Raw genomic sequence first — 17,019 nt, 5'->3', positions numbered from 1 at the left:
GATTGGAGATCCACTTCGTGAAACTGCACGGGAACGGGAACGATTTCATCCTCATCGACGAGTACGAGGGGATCGTGATTCCCGACGACATGAAGGCGGAGTTCGCCGAGATCTACTGCCACAGGCGTTTCGGGATAGGGGGCGACGGCGTCCTCTACCTCTCCCGGGGAAAGGAGGCCGACCTCGGGATGCGCATCCTCCAGCCGGACAGGAGCGAGGCCGAGATGTGCGGGAACGGCATCCGTTGCCTCGTGAAGCACGCCTACGACACGGGGTACATCCGGAAGGAGTGCACGGTGGAGACCCTCGCGGGGACCATCCCCGTGAAATGCGGGTACAGGGACGACACGTTCTACGCGAACATCAGGATGCCGGACCCCTCGTTCGAGAGGCCCCGGATCCCCGCGACGGGGGAGGGCGAGTACCGGGAGGAGATCGGGGGGTTCACGGTGTACGCCGTCAACACGGGTGTCCCGCACGCGGTCGTATTCGTCGAGGACCTCGACGGGATCGACGTGCAGAAACTCGCCCCGCCCATCCGGTACCACCAGACGTTCCCCCGCGGGGCGAACGTCAACTTCGTCGCGCAGACCGGGGAGAACGCGCTCCGGGTGAGGACGTACGAGCGCGGCGTGGAGGGCGAGACGCTCTCGTGCGGGACGGGGGCGACGGCCGCGGCGGCGGTCGCCCACCACATCGGGCGGACAGGGAACCGCGTGGAGGTCGAGACGGAGGGCGGCCCCCTCACGATCCTCCTCGGCGGGGAGACGTGGATGGAAGGCCCCGCGACCACCGTCTTTTCGGGGAAGATCACGTTCTAGGCCTGCTCCCGCGACACTTTTTCCCCCCTCTCTCCCTCACGCTGCCGGGACCCCGGCGAGACCGAGGAGGGAATACACCGCTATCCCGAGCATGAGGACACCCGCGGCGGCGCGAACGGCCCTCCTGTGACGGGCGAGCCACCCCACGATCCCGACGGTCACGGGCGGGGGGAGTGCGGCGAAGGCGAGGAGGGGGAGCGACATCCCTGCCCCGAACGAGAGGAACGAGACGGTGTTGAGCAGGAGGTCCCCGAGGGTCGTCCCGATGGCGAGGAGGGCCACGACAGCCGCGGCGTTGCAGGGGAGGATGACGATGCCGAGGAAGAGCCCGAGGAGGAACGCGTCGGGGACGGGCAGGCCGACGCGGGGGATGGGGATCCCGCCGGTCCACCGGGAGAGATCGGCATCGAGGACGAGGAGGACGGAGAAGACGGCGAGGAGGCCGAAGGCGACAGGCGAGAGGACGGGGACGATCCGGGAGAGGGGCACGCGGAGGACGAGGGTGTAGGCGGCCCCGAACGAGAGGAGGGAAGCGATGACGCCCGCCGCGACCGCGGCCCCGAGGAGGGGGACCGGGACCCCGCGGGATCCCCCGCCGCCCTTCGACGCGAGGTAGGAGAGGAAACCGGGGTAGAGGGGGAGCATGCAGGGGGAGGCGAGCGGGGCAGAGGTCCCCGCGAGGAACGCCATCGTCCACGCGGAGAGTGCGTCCACCGGTCAGCACACCGTCCTGATCGCGTCCGAGAGCCGGGCCGCGGACTTAATGCCATTCTCGAGTATCGTCGCCTCGCCGGAGGGACAGACGAGGATCACGGGGGCGGTTGCCGGCGCAACGACCGCCGGGCCGAACCGGTCCACGAGGGACCGCGTGACGCGGGGCGGCGCGATGGCGTAGTAGCCGTGGAACCCGTTCCTCCGGGCGTGGTCCGCGAGGACTCCAGGGTCCTCACCCGGGTCGATGTCGAGCCCGACCACCACGATCCCGTCTCCGAGCGCGCCCTTCACGGTGGAGATCTCCCTCTGCTGCAGGGTGCAGACGGGGCACGCGACCGTGAACGTGTGGATGACGACCGTCTTGCCGGCGAACGCGTCGACGGAGATGACCTCCCCCGTGCGGACGTCCTTTAGGGGAAATGTCTTCCACTCCTCGCCCTCCCCGAGGGGCACGGGCTTTGCCTCCCCCGCGCCGGGCGCGACCGAGAGGCACCCCGCGAGGAGCAGCACGCCGAGGAGGACGGGGAGGACCAGCCACGCGGGAAGGGACCGGGAAACGTGGGGTCCCCCCGTGCCTGCATCCCTCCGTGTGTCCCGCCTAGACACCTTCACCACTCCCTGCCTCCTGCAGGGGGCCGAGGGGCCGGATCCCCTGCCGCGTGATCTCGAAGTCGAAGTATGCCCCGGCGGGCCTCGACCTGTGCTTGACGAGCGTCGCGCGCCGGAACTGCCCCCTCCTCTCCAGCCGGACGATCACCTTGGAGAGGTGCTCGAGTGCCGTCCCCCCGAGCCCTACGAACGTGTTCCTCTCGGGGTCCATGTACACCTGGTTCGAGACGAGGACCGGCACCGCGTACTTCCGGGCGTACCCGAGCAGGAGGAGGGCCTGCCCCGTCAGCCTCTGCATCGCGTCCCTCCCCCTCTCGAGCTGGCTCCTGTAGAGCCCGGTGAGGGAGTCGACGACGAGGAGGCCCGCGCCCTCCCTGAGGAGCGGCTCGAAGTTCCGGATCATCGCTGCCTGCTGCGAGAAGTCCTCGGGCTCGAAGAGGAAGATGTTCTCCGCGAGGGCGACCGCGTCGTCCCCCGCGATCTGCCGGAACCTCTCCGCGGAGAACCCCTCGCTGTCGAGGAAGATGACCCGGCCCCCCTCGCGGAGGCACGTAACGGCCGCCATCACGCAGATCGTGCTCTTCCCCGACGCGGGCTCCCCGTAGACCTGCGTGAGGATGCCGGGGGAGAGTCCTCCCCCGAGGAGGGCGTCGAGCACTTCCGATCCTGTCCCGCGGGCCGCCTCTCTCATGGGATCTTCCGGCCTAGCTGCCTCCACGCCTCCCCTTCCGCGAGCCGGGCGATCTCCCGCACGGGGACCGAGGTGGCCCGGGACACCTCGTGGACACGCGCGAACTCGGCCTTGCAGGAGTAGACGGTCCCCTCCCGCACGGCGCACTTCACCGGGATCTCATACGTCCTCCCGCCGACGGAGATCGAGACCGACCTCTCCTCCCTCCCCGCCACGAAGCGGTGGGCGCTCGGGATGCACCTCACCCCGAGGGTCCCCGTCTCCCGGGCGAGGATCCCGGCGAGCCTCTCCGAGTCCCACGGCGCGCTGACCACGCGCACGAGCCAGCCGGGCCTCCCCTTCTTCATGGTGCAGGGGACGATGGAGACGTCGCGGGCTCCCCCGGCCATCAGGGCCTCCGCGCACGCCCCCATCTCCTCCGCGGTCACGTCGTCGACGTTCGTCTCGAGGATGTCGACCGCGTCGTCGCGGGGGCCGGGGAGATCCTCGATGAGGACGGCACGCAGGACGTTCGGGCACGAGGGGGTGTCCCTGTCCCCGGCCCCGTAACCGGACGAGACGACCCTCCCCCGGGGGACGGAGCCGGCGGGAAGGGTGACCATCTCGGCGAGGAGGGCGGCGCCGGTCGGGGTGCAGAGTTCCCCCTCGCCCGGCGGGCCGTAGATGACCGGGATCCCCGCGGCCTCGAGGATTGAGAGGGTCGCGGGAGCGGGAACGGGGTACGTCCCGTGGTGGGTCCCGACCGTCCCGCCGCCGAGGGGGACCGGGAGCGTCCCCACCGCGTCGACCGCGAGGGTCGCGAGGGCAGTGCACGCGCCGACGACCTCCGCGACCGCGTCGTCGGCCCCCACCTCGTGGAAGTGGGGGGTCTTCCCGTGGATCTCCTCCTCGGCTGCCGCGATGCGCGCAAAGACCCTGCACGCCATCTCGATCGCCGCCCGCGGGGCCTCGGCGGACCTGACGCGGGAGATGACCTCGTCCAGCGTGCGGCTCTCCGCCGTCGCCCGCGTGTCGACCGAGAGTGCCCTCACACCCGCCCTCTCCACGACGCGGATCGAGGGTTCCCCGACGACGGACCGCATGGCTGCCGTCACCGTCCCCGCGTCCGCGCCGAGGTCAAGGAGCGCCCCGCACACCATGTCACCGGCAGCCCCGCGGATGGGATCGAAGAGGAGAACACGCATACGTACTTATAAATCCCAGCGTAATGCACCTTTAAATTAATGCCTGAAATCCATCTGAAGGTCGACAGTGCATATCCCGGGGACCAGGGCGGCGGGAAGGCGAGGCTCGATCCCGAGACGATGCTCTACTTGAAGATATCTCCCGGGGATATCGTCGCGGTGGAAGGCAAGAGGAGAACGGTCGCAAAGGTCTGGCGGTCCCTCGTGGAGGACTGGAACCAGAACAAGGTGCGGATCGACAACTTCACGCGGATGAACGCCGGCGTGAGCATAGGGGACACGGTCAAGATATCCAAGATACAGGACGAGGTGGAGGCAAAACGCGTCGTCCTCGCACCCCCCGAGGACCTCCCGAGGAACGTGCCCATCAATATCACCCCCCACGTCCTCAACTCGCTGATCGACTTCCCCGTGGTGAAGAACGACATCGTCCCGATCGCGAGCGGGCTTCCTTTCCTCCAGACCCAGTTCATCCCGTTCAAGGTCGTGGAGATCGAACCCGAGGATGCCGTCATCATCACGAAGAACACGAAGGTCGAATTCTCTGAGAAACCCGCACCCGGTGTCGAGGGGGCAAAGAGGATATCCTACGAGGACATCGGGGGACTGAAGGACGAGCTCCAGCGGGTGCGCGAGATGATCGAGCTCCCGATGCGGCACCCCGAGCTCTTCCAGAGGCTCGGCATCGAGCCCCCAAAGGGGGTCCTCCTCTACGGCCCGCCGGGGACGGGCAAGACGCTGATCGCAAAGGCGGTCGCGAGCGAGAGCGGGGCCCACTTCATCTCGATCGCGGGCCCCGAGGTCATCTCGAAGTACTACGGCGAGAGCGAGCAGAAGCTCCGCGAGATCTTCGACGAGGCGGAGCAGAACGCGCCCTCTATCATTTTCATCGACGAGCTCGACTCCATCACGCCGCGCCGCGAGGAGGTGACGGGGGAGGTGGAGAGGAGGGTCGTCGCCCAGCTCCTCACGATGATGGACGGCCTCGAGGAGAGGGGACAGGTCGTCGTGATCGGCGCCACGAACAGGGTCGACGCGATAGACCCGGCCCTCCGGAGACCGGGAAGGTTCGACAGGGAGATCGAGATCGGCGTCCCCACGGAGCCTGACAGGGTGGAGATCCTGAAAATCCACACGCGGGGGATGCCGCTCGCGCCCGACGTGAACCTTGAAGCGCTCGCCAAGCAGACCCACGGGTTCGTGGGCGCGGACCTCGCGGCACTCGCGAGGGAGGCGGGAATCCGTGCCCTCCGGAGGTACCTCCCCGAGATCGACCTCGAAGAGGAGGAGATTCCCGCGTCGGTCCTCGAGACCATGGTGGTGACGGCCGCGGACTTCAGGGACGCCCTGCGGGACGTGAGCCCGAGTGCCATGAGGGAGGTGATGCTCGAGGTCTCGCACGTCACGTGGCAGGACGTCGGGGGCCTCGACGAGGCGAAGCAGGAGATACGGGAGGCGGTCGAGTACCCCCTCACGCAGCGAGAGCGCTACGAGGAACTCGGGATCCGGCCGCCCCGCGGCGTCCTCCTCTACGGCCCGCCGGGGACGGGCAAGACCCTGATCGCGAAGGCTGTCGCGAACGAGAGTGGCGCGAACTTCATCGCGATCAGAGGGCCGCAGCTCCTCTCCAAGTGGGTGGGCGAGAGCGAGAGGGCGGTCCGGGAGATATTCAAGAAGGCCCGGCAGGTGGCGCCCGCGATCATCTTCTTCGACGAGCTGGATGCCCTCGCCCCGACCCGCGGGAGCGACGTCGGCACGCACGTCATGGAGAGCGTCCTCAACCAGATCCTGACGGAGATCGACGGCCTGCAGGAGCTGAAGGACGTGGTCGTCCTCGGGGCGACGAACCAGCCCCTCCTCGTCGACCCGGCGCTCCTCCGGCCCGGGAGGTTCGACCGGCTCGTCTACATCGGGGAACCGAACCTCGCGGACAGGAAGAAGATCCTCGCCATCCACATGAGGGGGATGCCGATCGAGGGCTCCGCGATGGGGGACCTCGTCGAGCGGCTCCGGCCCCTCGGAGAGGAGGGGATCGACGCGGTCTGCGAGGAACTCGGGCGCGACCGCGAGGTGACGCCGGGAGAGGTCATCTACGTCTCCGAGAAGGTGAAGCCCTCCGGGAAACCGCCTCTCTCCCGGGCGGAGTGCAGGCGGTACTTCGTGGAGCAGCTCTCTGCCCGGAAGCTCCGCGTGGTGGACCCGGCCGTAGACGCGCTCATCGCCGAGCTCGCAGCCCGCACCGAGGGGTACGTGGGATCCGACATCGAGGCGCTCTGCAGGGAGGCGGGCGTGTTCGCGATGAGGGAGGGGGTTTCTGCCGTCGGGAAACGCCACTTCGAGGCGAGCCTCTCGAAGGTCCACCCCACCATGAACCCCCACCTGAAGGAATACTACGAGCGGATCCGCCAGTCCTTCAAGGGAGGACTCCCGCGGGAGGTCCAGCTCCCGGAGTACCAGTGAGGGGGGAAAGGAGAGGGCCGCGGGCGCGGGCCGCAATCGCGCGGGGAGGGATTATCAGGTGTTCAACATCTCGTGTTTCCTCGAGAATCGGGCGCGCGATCCCGGGAAGTGCGCGCTCGTCTGGCCCTCGGGCGGGGCGCGGTACACCTACGGCGAGCTCTCCTCGAGGGTGCGCGCGCTCTCCTCCTCGCTCCGCGCGGAGGGTGTCGGGAAGGGTGACAGGGTCTGCATCTACATGGATTCGTGCCCGGAGTTCCTCGAGAGCTACCTCGCCGTCTGGCGGGCGGGGGGGATCGCCGTCCCGGCGAACGCGGCGCTCCGGGAGCAGGAACTCGCCCACGTCATCTCGGACTCGGGGGCAAGCGCCCTCATCTGCGGCGAGCGCGAGTGGGAGATCGCGGGGCGGCTCTCCGACTGGCCGTCGTTCCCCCCGCTCGTCGTGTGCACCGGGAAGCCTCCACGAGGGCTCCTCTCCTTCGAGAGGATGGCGGAAAGGGACCCCGGCCCCGGCGAGGCCCCGGTCCCCTGCCGCCATGACGATCCCTGCCAGCTCCAGTACACCTCGGGGACGACCGGGAAGCCCAAGGGCGCGGTCCTCACGCACGGGAACTGGCTCGCCGCGCTCGAAGCGGAACGCGAGGTCCTCTCGCTCGTCCCGGGCGACAGGTACCTCGGGATCTACCCCATGGGCCACATCGGCGTCTCGTGGGGGATCGCTGTCCTGCGGGCCGGGGGGACGTGGGTGATCATGGAGCGGTTCTCGGAGCCCGGGTACCTCAGGCTCGCGAGAGAACATGCGATCACGGTCCTCTCCTCGATGCCCCCCGTCATCCACGGGCTCGTCTCTGCGCCGCCCGGAACAGAGGAGGCGCTCGCTTCCGTCCGGGTGATGATCAGCGGCGGGGGGCAGCTCCTCCCGTCCGTCTGGGAGGCGTTCGACAGGCGGTACGGGATACCTATCGCGAACTGCTACGGGCTCTCCGAGACGATCGTGGTCGGGTCGGGCACCGCGACCCTCCCCGGGAGGCCGGAACTCGCGCGGGGCTACAGGAGCGTCGGGGTCCCCGTGGGGTACACGGAGGTGAAGATCGTGGACACCGGGGATCCCTCTGTCGTGCTCCCCCCGGGGGAGCAGGGCGAGGTCGCGGTGAGGGGCCCCTCGGTCGCCCTCGGGTACTGGAGGAGGGAGGAGGAGACCCGTGAAGCGTTCCTCCCGGACGGGTGGTTCCTCACGGGGGACGTCGGGTACCTGGACGAGGGGGGAGTCCTCTTCATCACGGACCGCAAGAAGGACATGATCAACATGTCGGGGTGGAAGATCTACCCGACCGAGGTGGAGAACGTGATCCTCCAGCACCCCGCGGTCGCGGACGCCGCGGTCTTCGGCATCCCCGACGAGAGGCGGGGGGAGATTCCCGCGGCAGCGATCGTCCTCCGGGAGGGCGCGGAGGCGAGCGACGAGGAGATCGCGGGATTCTGCCGCGAGAGGCTCGCGGGGTACAAGGTCCCGCGCAGGTTCGTGAGGGTCGGGGCGCTCCCCCGGGTCCACGGGTGGAAGCTCCTCAGGCGGATCCTGCGGGAGCAGTATCCCGGGTGAAGTCCGGGTCACGCGCGCCGGATTTCTGGAAGGATATAAGAGAGGGAACAGGAAATAGTTACTTCCGAGGTTATTTCCCGTGGGCAGGGAGAACAGGCGGTCGACGGGCATCTCGGGTCTCGACCTCGCGATGGAGGGGGGGTTCCCCGCGGGGAGCATCATCGTGGTTCAGGGCTCCCCCCTCACCGGGATCGACCTCCTCGCCCGCCAGTTCTGGTCCGCGGACGGCACGCCCGGCACGTACCTGATGATCGACGCCGACCCTGAACCGGGGATGACGGATGCGCGGGACGTCCCGCCCGAGGGACTGCCGGCCCTGATGAAGGGGGAGAGGGTGGTCCTCGACTCCCTCTCGACGATCATCGCGAGGAACGGGATCGATGCCGCCCTGTCCCTCCTCTCGAGGGCGAAGAGGGACGTTTCGGAGCGGAAGGCAAACGCCCTCTTCATCCTCTACAGCGACCTCCACCCGGTCGCGGAGGAGATCAGGATCATGCGGGCCGCGGACGTGATCATCGAGCTGAAGGAGATCATCATCATGAACGAGATCGAGAGGCAGCTTGCCGTCCACAAGGTCCGCAACGCGCAGGTCCCCAAGCGCCTCATCCCCTACAACATCACGGAGAAGGGAATCGAGCTCTCGACCACGTCCCGCGTGATCTAGGCAGGGACCGCACCTCACTCTCCCGAGTGACTCACTCTTCGAGTTCCTCCCTGACCTTCCTTGCCGCCCGGACCATGTGCACGAGTTTTCCCTCTGCCGACTCGACCGGGAGCATCCGCAGGCCGCAGTCGGGGTCGATGAGGAGCCGGTCCGCGCCGAGCCTCTCGACCGCTGCCCGGATCCTCCCCTCTATCTCGTCCACCCCCTCGACGCGGGGATCGGCAGAGTCCACGCACCCCACCGCGACCCTCCGCCCCCCGAGGTCCCCCGGCGAGACGAGGGAGAGGTTGCCGGGACTCCTCGCGCACTCGATATCGAGGACGTCGGCAGGGAACTTCCATAGGTCGTCGATGACGGACGAGAGGTCCCCGCAGACGTGGAGGGCGACGGGGACGGAAGCGCCCGCCGCGACCACCGAGAACGCGCGCTGCGCCTCCGCGGGATCTGCGGCACCGGTCGAGAGGACGGGCTCGTCCACCTGGATCATGCAGACCCCCGCCCTCTCGAGCGCCCGGGCTTCGCCCGCGAGGACCTTCGCGAGGTCCATCGCGAGGTCCGCCCTGTCCCTGTAGGCCGGCGTCGCGATCCGAAGGCCGAAGGCGAGCGTGGTGGGGCCCGTGAGGATGCCCTTCACGAACCTGTGGCGCGAGAGGGCATACCGGACGTCCGGCACGGTGATCGGTCCGTCCGGGGGGAGGACCGGGCCCACCACGTCGGATCCCCGGATCCCGGGTATCCGGGACGTGAACGACCGGACCATGTCGCCCCTCACCTGCCCGTCCGAGATGATGTCGATCCCCGCCCGGATCTGGGCACCGACGGCAACGCGCAGCGCCTGCCGGGCGGGAGCGAGGTACCCGAGGATACCCTTCCCCCCCGCGACCGGGAAACTCCCGACGACGGTCGTGGGGAGCACGGGGAGGAGGGAGAAGGGGTCGGGCATTGTCAGGGGACGAGGCGGTGCCTGTCCCGCGGGAAGAGGACGGCCTCGCGGATGTTTTGGAGGTCGAGCATCGTCATCACGAGCCTCTCCATCCCTAGGCCCCACCCCGCGTGGGGCGGCATCCCGTAGCGGAACGGCGCGAGGTAGAACGAGAAACTCTCGGGGTTGAGCCCCTTTGCCCTTATCTGGGCGACGAGCAGGTCTTGCACGTGGATGCGCTGGGCCCCCGAGGAGAGCTCCATCCGCGGGTGCATGAGGTCGAACGCCTTGCAGAGGGCCGGGTCATCCTCGTGGGGCATCGCGTAGTAGGGCTTGATCGCCGTCGGCCAGTCCACGATGAAGTAGTGTCCCCCGATCTCCTCGCCGATCGCCTTCTCCGCGGCCGTCCCGATGTCGTCCCCGAACCGGACAGGCTCCCCCGACCTCCTGTTCGCGATCTCGATCGCCTCCTCGTAGGAGATCCTCGGGAACGGCTTTTTTGGGACGGTGAAGGAGTCGAGTTCCATCGCCTCGAGGAACTGCCCGCACTCCCTCTCGACGGTCCTGTAGGCGGTGACCACGAGGTCCTCGAGGAGGTCCATCACGGCGTGGTGGTCGGCGTACGCCACCTCCACGTCGACGGACGTCGCCTCGTTGAGGTGCTTCGTCGTGTTGTGCTCCTCGGCCCGGAAGATCGGCCCGATCTCGAAGACCTTCTCGAACCCCGCCCCGATCATCATCTGCTTGTAGAGCTGGGGGCTCTGGTTGAGGAACGCCTCCTTCTCGAAGTACGCGATCGGGAAGAGTTCCGTCCCGCCCTCCGTCGCCGCGGCGACGATCTTGGGCGTCGTGATGTTCACGAAGCCGGCGGAGTAGAGGTACTCCTGCACGGCCCGCGTGACCGCGCTCCTCACGTGGAACACGGCGGCGACGCGCGGCCTCCGGGCATCGAGGAAACGCGCGTCGAGGCGCGTGTCGAGTTCCGCCGGGACCTTCTCGGCCACGTCGAGGGGGAGGGGGGACTCGCTCCTGCTGATGACCTCGAAGAGGTCGGGGACGATCTCCCGGCCGCCGGGGGCCTTGTCTATCGCCCTCACGGTTCCCGCCACCCGGACGACGGACTCGCGGGGGACGCCCCTTGCCGCCTCGAGGATCTCCGGTGCGACCTTCTTCTTGGGGACCGTCACCTGGACGATGCCCGTGCGGTCCCTCACGAGGAGGAAGACGAGACCGCCGAGGTCGCGCACCTCGTGGACGAATCCCCAGACCTCGGCCCTCCCGCAGTCGGGAGTGACCTCCCTTACAGGGATCCTCATGTGAAATCCAGTACGTATGGGAGTCGCGGGATAATCTGTCTTTCCAGGGAATTCCGCGACCCGGTGCCATTCAGTCGGGCCCGAATATCTCCTCCTTCACGTATTTCTCGATGGATGCCTGCGCCGCGAGGACTTCCCTCCTCGCCTCGGGGGTATCCCACGTGAACCAGTCCTGCATCCCCATCATCACCCACCACCGGAGGGGAATGTCGGTCGAGAGGATGTAGAGGCTGGTGAAGTAATCCTCGGAGAAGACGATCGAGAAGTCCATCGTGATGGTCCGCTTCAGCATGTTGGAGAGGGCGTCCCCGACGACCTTCGTGTGGTACCACGGGGACCTGCTCCACCGGTGCGTCATCATCTCCTTGATGTCGAGGTTCCGGAACCGCTGGAGCTCGGGGATGTTGATCACGGGGTTGAGCTTGTACTCGGAGAGGACGTAGGCGAGGAGCATGTCCCGGGCGTAGTAGATGCTGTTGTGCATCACGAAGTACCGCTGGGGGAGGAACTCCTTGACCGGGACGAGGTCGTGCATGTCCCGCATACTCTCCTTGAGGAGGAAGTAGACCTGGGCGTTCCGGAAGAGGGGGAACCGGTGGGAGATGACGAGGTCGGCGAGGAGCCTCTGGGGCATCTCGGAGAAGACCTCGTGGAAGAGCATGTAGAGGAGGAAGACGAGCTGTTTCTTCCGCCAGACGGGCATGTGCCGCGTCCCCTCGTCCTTCAGGATGTCGAGGTATATCTGGCGGCAGCCGGCAAGGGCGCTCTCCCGCGTGAAGGAGAGGAGCCTGTAGTTCCCCCGGCGCGCCGCGCAGCCGCGGGCGAGGAGCTCGATGCAGTTCCGGCATATCGTGTAGTCCTTGAGCGTGCCGAGGAGGGCGCTCGAGAAGGCGATGACGTTCTTCCCCTTCCCGTACGTGTACTCGTCGATGAGGAGGCCCTGCGGCGGAACGTCCGTCCTCCTCACGAGCTGGACCTCGATGCCGAGCGTCCTCTCCGTGAACTCCAGGAGCTCGCGCAGGACCGGGGACAGGTTGTACGAGGTGATCATCCGACACGTGGATGGTATCCCCCGGGCACCGCCGGCGGGCGTGCCCTCGGGATCCCTACGTGGAGAGAGGTTCGTCTCCGCGGATTAATAAACGATGCAGGGCCGGGGTGCCCGGGAGCTTCCGCGCGGGATCGCACCGCGTCACGAGATGCGCGAGTGCGCTGCCCGGACGAGGGGCTCGACCGTGGGGAGGTACACGTTCAGGACGTTCCAGACGATGCCCCAGTCCACCGAGAAGTACGGGTGGATGAGGTGCGACCGTAAACCCTCAAGTTCCCTCCATGGTACCTTCGGCGCGTCCTGCCGCGTCTGCTCCGAGACCCTCGCTGCAGACTCCCCGATGACCTCGAGGCTCCTTGCGACCGCGCGGCGCAGCGTCTCGTCTTTTTGGAATTCGCGCGGTGCGACGCCCCGCGTCCGGTGCGAGAGGAACGCCATCTCCTCGAGGATCCTGCCGAGGTAGACCTTGTCCCTGCTCAGCGCGGCGTACGTTGCGCCGAGCTCGGGCCGGAGGTACTGCTCGAGGACGCGGGAGAGGACGAGGTCCACGCGCCTGCCGAGGAGTTCCTCGAGGTACAGGGCGAGCCCGATGTAGTTTGCGTAGGTGTCCATCCCCGGCTCGAACTCGACCTCGATGTCCACGTCGCTTCCGGGCCCCATGTCGCCGCGGGCGAGGGAGCCGAATATCCCCACCTTCTTCACGCCGTAGAGCCTCTTCATGACCGGGAACTTCGCGTTCAGGGAAAGGACGATCTCCTCCCTCGGCGACGTCTCCTCATGTCTCGTCATGGCCGCGCCTTCCTCTCCATATGGACTTCGTCGGGCTTATGGGTATCGCCGGCCGGCGGGGAGGAAACATTATCGGGCTTTGGGTCCCACCCACCGCGTGTATGGCAGACTCCCGGTCCCCTTGGGTCCTCCCCTGTCTCCTCGCGGTCCTCGCGCTCGCCCTCTCGGGCTGCACGGCGCGCGAGCAGCCGGGAGGGGTGGGGGAGGGAGTGCCGGTGCCGCTCACGCCCGCCGGGGAATCCCTGCGGCCCGTGGATAACCTCGCGAACGGGACCGCGTCGGGGGAGAGAGGGGGGGAGGCGCGCGCGGCATACCCCCTCGTCCCCGGGAAGACGTACCGGCGGGGCGATATCATCGTCGTCTCGGGGGAGACGATCCTCTCGCCCGGAACCCGCCTCCTCGTCGAGGTCACGCCCGTCCCGTTCCATCCGACGCGAAAGGGAGGGCCGGGACTCCCGGCCTCCGGGATCTCCGGCACAGTCCCCGTCGCGTGGGAGAAGGGGGCCGCACGCGGGTCGTTCTCGTTCGCGTTTGACACCACGGGCTGGGACGAGGGGGAGTACCTCGTGCGCGTCCGGGCGGTCGGGATTAAGAACGTCGCACCCGACGCGGTCTTCTCGCTCTCGTGACGGGTGGGATGGGACCTTACAGGTCCTCTCCCCTCTTCTTCCCGCCCTGGGCCTCGCCGGGAGTTCCCGCGGCAGGCTTCTCGGCCCTCTGGGCAGGGGCCTGCGGCCCCTGCTGCCTCCTGCGGATCTTCTCGAGCGCCTCGAAGGCCTCCCTCCTCACGGCCGGGACGGGATCCGCGAGGACGCGGGCGAGGGCGTCGATCGCCGCGGGATCCCCCATCTCGCCGAGGAGGACCGCCGTCCTCTTCCGCACGTCCGGATTATGACTCTCGAGGAGCTCGAGGAGGGGCCGGATGGCGGGGGCGCCGACGAGCCAGAGTGCCTCCATCGCGCAGTTCCGCACGACCGTGTCGCCCTCGCGGAACGCGGTGACGAGCGGGGGTACCGCGGGGGGTCCGAGGGACGAGAGGGCCTTTACGCCCTCCTGCCGGACCCGCCTCACGGGGTCGCCGAGGATCCGGATGAGGCCCGGGATCGCGCGGGGGTCCCCGATCCTCCCGAGCACGCCTGCCGCCCCCTGCCGGACGAGCGGGTCATCGTGCCCGAGGGCCGCGATCAAGGGCTCGACCGCGGGAGTCCCGATCGCGGCGAGGGCGAGTCCGGCCCGCTGGCGGATCTCGGGGTTGGAATGGGCGAGAGCGGAGATGAGGGGGCCGACCGCGACCTCCCCGAGGGAACAGAGCGCCTCTGCCGCGGCGATGCGGACGAAGCCCGACTCGTCGCCGAGGAGCAGGATGAGGGGCGCGACTGCATCGGGGTGGCCAATCCTCCGCAGCGCGACGGCAGCCTCCCGGCGCACGGCGGGCTCGCTGTCCCGCAGGGCTTCCACGAGCGGCCCTACCGCCGCCTGCACGCCCATCTCGCCGAGGATCCGGGCCGCCCCCTCCCTGATCGCGAGCTGCTCCCTCCCGAGTGCCCTGATGAGCGAGTCGACGGCTGTCTCCCCAATCATGAGGAACGCCTGGACAACCTCCCTCCTCACCGATTCGTCGTCGCAGCCGAGCATCTCGATGAGCGGGGGAACGGCGGGGGCACCGATCTTCGCGAGGGTCTGCGCGGCCCCGCGGCGGATGATCCAGTGCTCGTCGTTCAGGGCAGAGATGAGGGGATCGATGAACGCGTCGCCCAGTTCGCCCGCCGCCCGGATCGCGTTCCACCTCGCCTCGAGGTCCCCGTACACGAGCGCGTTGCGCACGCTCTCCACGCGCTCCCTCTCCGCCTCCTCGGCGCCCCTCTCCGCATCGCCGCCGAGCGCCCCCCGGAGGGATCGAAAGATGCTCATTTTTTCCCGCTCCTTCCACGAATGTCTGTCCGGCAGGTAAAAACCCTATCTGTCTGCCGGGGAGGGAGATCCCTTCCCGTGTTCCCGGAGCAGGGAGAGGAGGAGCGAGGAGAGCTCGCGGGCGACTGCCGGGGTTGCCATGAGGGTGTCTGCCCTGACCGCCCCCGGGACTTCGACCCTGTCGCGCACGTCCTGGACGAAGATATCCACGACGTCGCGGTAGATGGCATAGGTCCCCGCCGAGTCAGGGGAGTAGCCGCGGGCCTGCATCAGGGCGGCGGCAGGGCCGCTCACGGGGGCATCCCCCACGAAGGGGCTGACCGCGACGACGGGGACCTCGCGGAGCGCTTCTTTCACGCCCTCGCACTCGAGGATGGGCAGGATGCTCGTGACGGGGTTGCTCGGGCCGATGATGACACCCTCGGATTCCCGGATCGTGGAGATCACCTCGGGGGTCGCACGGGCAGGGCCGTCCCACTGCCGGATCACCTCCTCCACGCGCAGCTGCCCGCGGTGGCGGACCCAGTACTCCTGGAAGTGGATTGTTCGGCCCTTCGTGCGGACGAGTGTCGCGACCGGAGTGTCTGCCATCGGGAGTACCCGGGCCCTGACCCCGAGGATGGCGGAGAGGGCAGCCGTCGCCTCGGTGAGGGTCATGCCGTCGCGGAGCATCTCCCCCCTCCGGATGTGGAGCGCCCTGTCACGGTCACCGATGGCGATGTACTCGTCGCCGCCGAGCCTGACGAGCTCGCCGTGGGTGACGAAGGTGTCGCCCGCGATCCCCCACCACCTACGGCAGTCGAGGATCCCCGAAAAGAGGTAGAGGAGCGTGTCGACGTCGGGGGAGCAGAACCCGCCCGAGATCCAGAGGTCCTCTGCCGTGTTCACGACGACCCCTATCTCCTCGTCGGGCAGGATCTCGCGCAGTCCCTGGACGAGCTTTGGGGTTCCCGTGCCCCCCGAGAGGAGGACGATCATAGTGCTGTACTCTTTATCCTCCCGGGAAAAGAGTGTTCTTCGGGATGGGTGCGAAGATCATCAAGGACCCGGTCCACGGCTACGTGGAGGTCGAGGGACCGTTCCTCCCCCTCCTCGATTCCCGGCTCGTGCAGAGGCTCCGCCACGTGAGGCAGCTAGGGTTCTCTTACCTCGTCTACCCCGGTGCACACCACACGCGGTTCGAGCACTCGCTCGGCACCATGCACCTTGCCGGCATCATGGCACGGCAGCTCGGGCTCCCCGGGAGGACATCCGCGCTCGTGAGAGCGGCCGCGCTCCTCCACGACGTCGGGCACGGGCCGTTCTCGCACGCGTTCGAACCGCTCGCCCGCGAGTACCTCGGCCGCCACCACCACGACGTCGCCGACCTCCTCGCGTCGGGGGAGATCCGCGGTGCCCTCGGCGCCATGGGGATCGGGACAGACGAGGTCGTCTCGCTCATCCGGGGTACCCACCCCCTCTCGGGGATCATCCACGGGGAGCTGGACGTTGACAGGATGGACTACCTCCTCCGCGACGCCCACTACACGGGTGCGCCCTACGGGACCGTGGACGCGCACCGCCTCATCAGGAACACATTCCTCATGGACGGCAGGCTCGTCCTCGCCGAGAGCGGGGTCAACGCGGCAGAGAGCCTCCTCATCGCGCGGACGCTCATGCGGCCGTCCGTGTACTTTCACCACGTGAGCCGGATCGGGGAGATGATGTTCCAGGCGGCGGTGATGGCCCACGTGGAGGACGATCCCGCGGGGGGTCTCTCGGCCCTCCTCTCGGCAGACGACTCGGCCTGCATGCAGGCACTCCTCTCCTCGGAGAACGTCGTCGCGAGGGACCTCGCCCTCAGGATCTACGAACGGAGGCTCTACAAGAGGGCCCTCTGGGTCGGGAGGGACCGGGTGAACACCGCGAGGATGGCGCGGTGCACCTCCCACGAGAGGAGGAGGGAGGTCGGGGAGAGGATCGCGGCAGAGGCGGGGATAGATCCCTCCCTCGTCATGGTGGACATCCCCCCCTTCCCGTCCGAGATGTCGCTCCCCGTCCAGGTGAGCCACCAGAAGAGGGCGGTCCCCCTCTCCGAGCTCTCGCCGCTCCTCCACACGCTGAACGAGACCCGGAAGGGCCAGTGGAGGCTCGGCGTGTACACCCCGGCCGAGTACCGTGAGGAGGTCGGCGAGATCGCGGCGGAGGTCCTCCACGTGAAACCGGCAACCACGCAGGAACCCCTCTTCCCGGACGACGGGTAACACGCGTGAACGACGGGCACGGGCATCCCCGGGGGAGCACCCGCGCG

Annotated in this window: 16 protein-coding genes; 6 read left to right on the top strand and 10 right to left on the bottom strand. The window is 68.2% G+C overall.

All coding sequences use genetic code 11. The features are described from left to right. Window positions 1-2 precede the first annotated feature (2 nt). Window positions 3-821, top strand: coding sequence for a diaminopimelate epimerase (dapF, locus tag QFX32_04550; protein MDI9633310.1), 819 nt, complete (start codon window positions 3-5; stop codon window positions 819-821). 36 nt (window positions 822-857) lie between these two features. Here the strand turns inward: dapF and QFX32_04545 are convergent, their stop codons facing one another. The 4 genes from QFX32_04545 to larC are packed head-to-tail and all read right to left on the bottom strand — an operon-like array spanning window position 858 to window position 4,019. Further along, a complete protein-coding gene (locus QFX32_04545; GenBank protein ID MDI9633309.1) occupies window positions 858-1,535 on the bottom strand; it encodes a cytochrome c biogenesis protein CcdA in 678 nt (225 codons plus the stop codon). 3 nt (window positions 1,536-1,538) lie between these two features. Further along, the gene (locus QFX32_04540) at window positions 1,539-2,147 is read right to left on the bottom strand and encodes a hypothetical protein (protein MDI9633308.1); all 609 of its coding nucleotides are present in this window, start codon (window positions 2,145-2,147) and stop codon (window positions 1,539-1,541) included. Next, the gene (radB, locus tag QFX32_04535) at window positions 2,134-2,835 is read right to left on the bottom strand and encodes a DNA repair and recombination protein RadB (protein MDI9633307.1); all 702 of its coding nucleotides are present in this window, start codon (window positions 2,833-2,835) and stop codon (window positions 2,134-2,136) included. The genes QFX32_04540 and radB overlap by 14 nt, the downstream gene beginning before the upstream one ends. After that, complete coding sequence (gene larC, locus QFX32_04530) at window positions 2,832-4,019, bottom strand: nickel pincer cofactor biosynthesis protein LarC (GenBank protein ID MDI9633306.1); 1,188 nt, start codon at window positions 4,017-4,019, stop codon at window positions 2,832-2,834. Before larC ends, radB begins: the two co-directional genes overlap by 4 nt. 39 nt (window positions 4,020-4,058) lie before the next feature. Here larC and QFX32_04525 point away from each other — a divergent pair, with 39 nt between their 5' ends. The 3 genes from QFX32_04525 to QFX32_04515 all read left to right on the top strand — a co-directional run bounded on the left by QFX32_04525 (window position 4,059) and on the right by QFX32_04515 (window position 8,740). Beyond that, window positions 4,059-6,479: a CDC48 family AAA ATPase gene (locus QFX32_04525; GenBank protein ID MDI9633305.1), complete on the top strand. Its 2,421-nt coding sequence runs from the start codon at window positions 4,059-4,061 to the stop codon at window positions 6,477-6,479. Between the two features lie 58 nt (window positions 6,480-6,537). Beyond that, on the top strand, window positions 6,538-8,076 hold the full coding sequence (locus QFX32_04520; GenBank protein ID MDI9633304.1) for a class I adenylate-forming enzyme family protein: 1,539 nt from the start codon (window positions 6,538-6,540) through the stop codon (window positions 8,074-8,076). Between the two features lie 79 nt (window positions 8,077-8,155). Next, on the top strand, window positions 8,156-8,740 hold the full coding sequence (locus QFX32_04515; protein ID MDI9633303.1) for an ATPase domain-containing protein: 585 nt from the start codon (window positions 8,156-8,158) through the stop codon (window positions 8,738-8,740). A gap of 31 nt (window positions 8,741-8,771) precedes the next feature. On the opposite strand, the gene QFX32_04510 is transcribed toward QFX32_04515, so the two are convergent. The 4 genes from QFX32_04510 to QFX32_04495 all read right to left on the bottom strand — a co-directional run bounded on the left by QFX32_04510 (window position 8,772) and on the right by QFX32_04495 (window position 12,818). After that, the gene (locus QFX32_04510) at window positions 8,772-9,683 is read right to left on the bottom strand and encodes a methionine synthase (GenBank protein ID MDI9633302.1); all 912 of its coding nucleotides are present in this window, start codon (window positions 9,681-9,683) and stop codon (window positions 8,772-8,774) included. 2 nt (window positions 9,684-9,685) lie between these two features. After that, entirely contained in the window at window positions 9,686-10,978 is a 1,293-nt protein-coding gene (aspS, locus tag QFX32_04505) for an aspartate--tRNA(Asn) ligase (GenBank protein ID MDI9633301.1), read from the bottom strand. Window positions 10,979-11,048: 70 nt separating this feature from the next. Then, window positions 11,049-12,029, bottom strand: a complete 981-nt coding sequence (locus QFX32_04500) for a hypothetical protein (protein MDI9633300.1) — start codon at window positions 12,027-12,029, stop codon at window positions 11,049-11,051. A gap of 141 nt (window positions 12,030-12,170) precedes the next feature. Continuing rightward, on the bottom strand, window positions 12,171-12,818 hold the full coding sequence (locus tag QFX32_04495; protein ID MDI9633299.1) for a DUF86 domain-containing protein: 648 nt from the start codon (window positions 12,816-12,818) through the stop codon (window positions 12,171-12,173). 101 nt (window positions 12,819-12,919) lie between these two features. Between QFX32_04495 and QFX32_04490 the strand changes: the two genes are divergently transcribed. Further along, window positions 12,920-13,447: a hypothetical protein gene (locus QFX32_04490; protein MDI9633298.1), complete on the top strand. Its 528-nt coding sequence runs from the start codon at window positions 12,920-12,922 to the stop codon at window positions 13,445-13,447. Window positions 13,448-13,463: 16 nt separating this feature from the next. Here the strand turns inward: QFX32_04490 and QFX32_04485 are convergent, their stop codons facing one another. Together QFX32_04485 and cofD are read right to left on the bottom strand one after the other, a co-directional pair. Beyond that, window positions 13,464-14,729 (bottom strand): HEAT repeat domain-containing protein, encoded by a 1,266-nt coding sequence (locus QFX32_04485; GenBank protein MDI9633297.1) that lies wholly within the window; start codon window positions 14,727-14,729, stop codon window positions 13,464-13,466. 45 nt (window positions 14,730-14,774) lie between these two features. Further along, window positions 14,775-15,707: a 2-phospho-L-lactate transferase gene (cofD, locus tag QFX32_04480; GenBank protein MDI9633296.1), complete on the bottom strand. Its 933-nt coding sequence runs from the start codon at window positions 15,705-15,707 to the stop codon at window positions 14,775-14,777. A 44-nt stretch (window positions 15,708-15,751) separates the two neighbouring features. Here cofD and QFX32_04475 point away from each other — a divergent pair, with 44 nt between their 5' ends. Then, on the top strand, window positions 15,752-16,972 hold the full coding sequence (locus tag QFX32_04475) for an HD domain-containing protein (GenBank protein MDI9633295.1): 1,221 nt from the start codon (window positions 15,752-15,754) through the stop codon (window positions 16,970-16,972). Window positions 16,973-17,019: the final 47 nt, after the last annotated feature.

Origin of the sequence: Methanolinea sp., assembly GCA_030055515.1 — an archaeon.
In the GTDB taxonomy this organism is placed as follows: Archaea; Halobacteriota; Methanomicrobia; order Methanomicrobiales; family Methanospirillaceae; genus Methanolinea_A.
The sequence above is the reverse complement of the archived record's forward strand: the minus strand, read 5'-3'. Positions and strand labels throughout refer to the sequence as shown.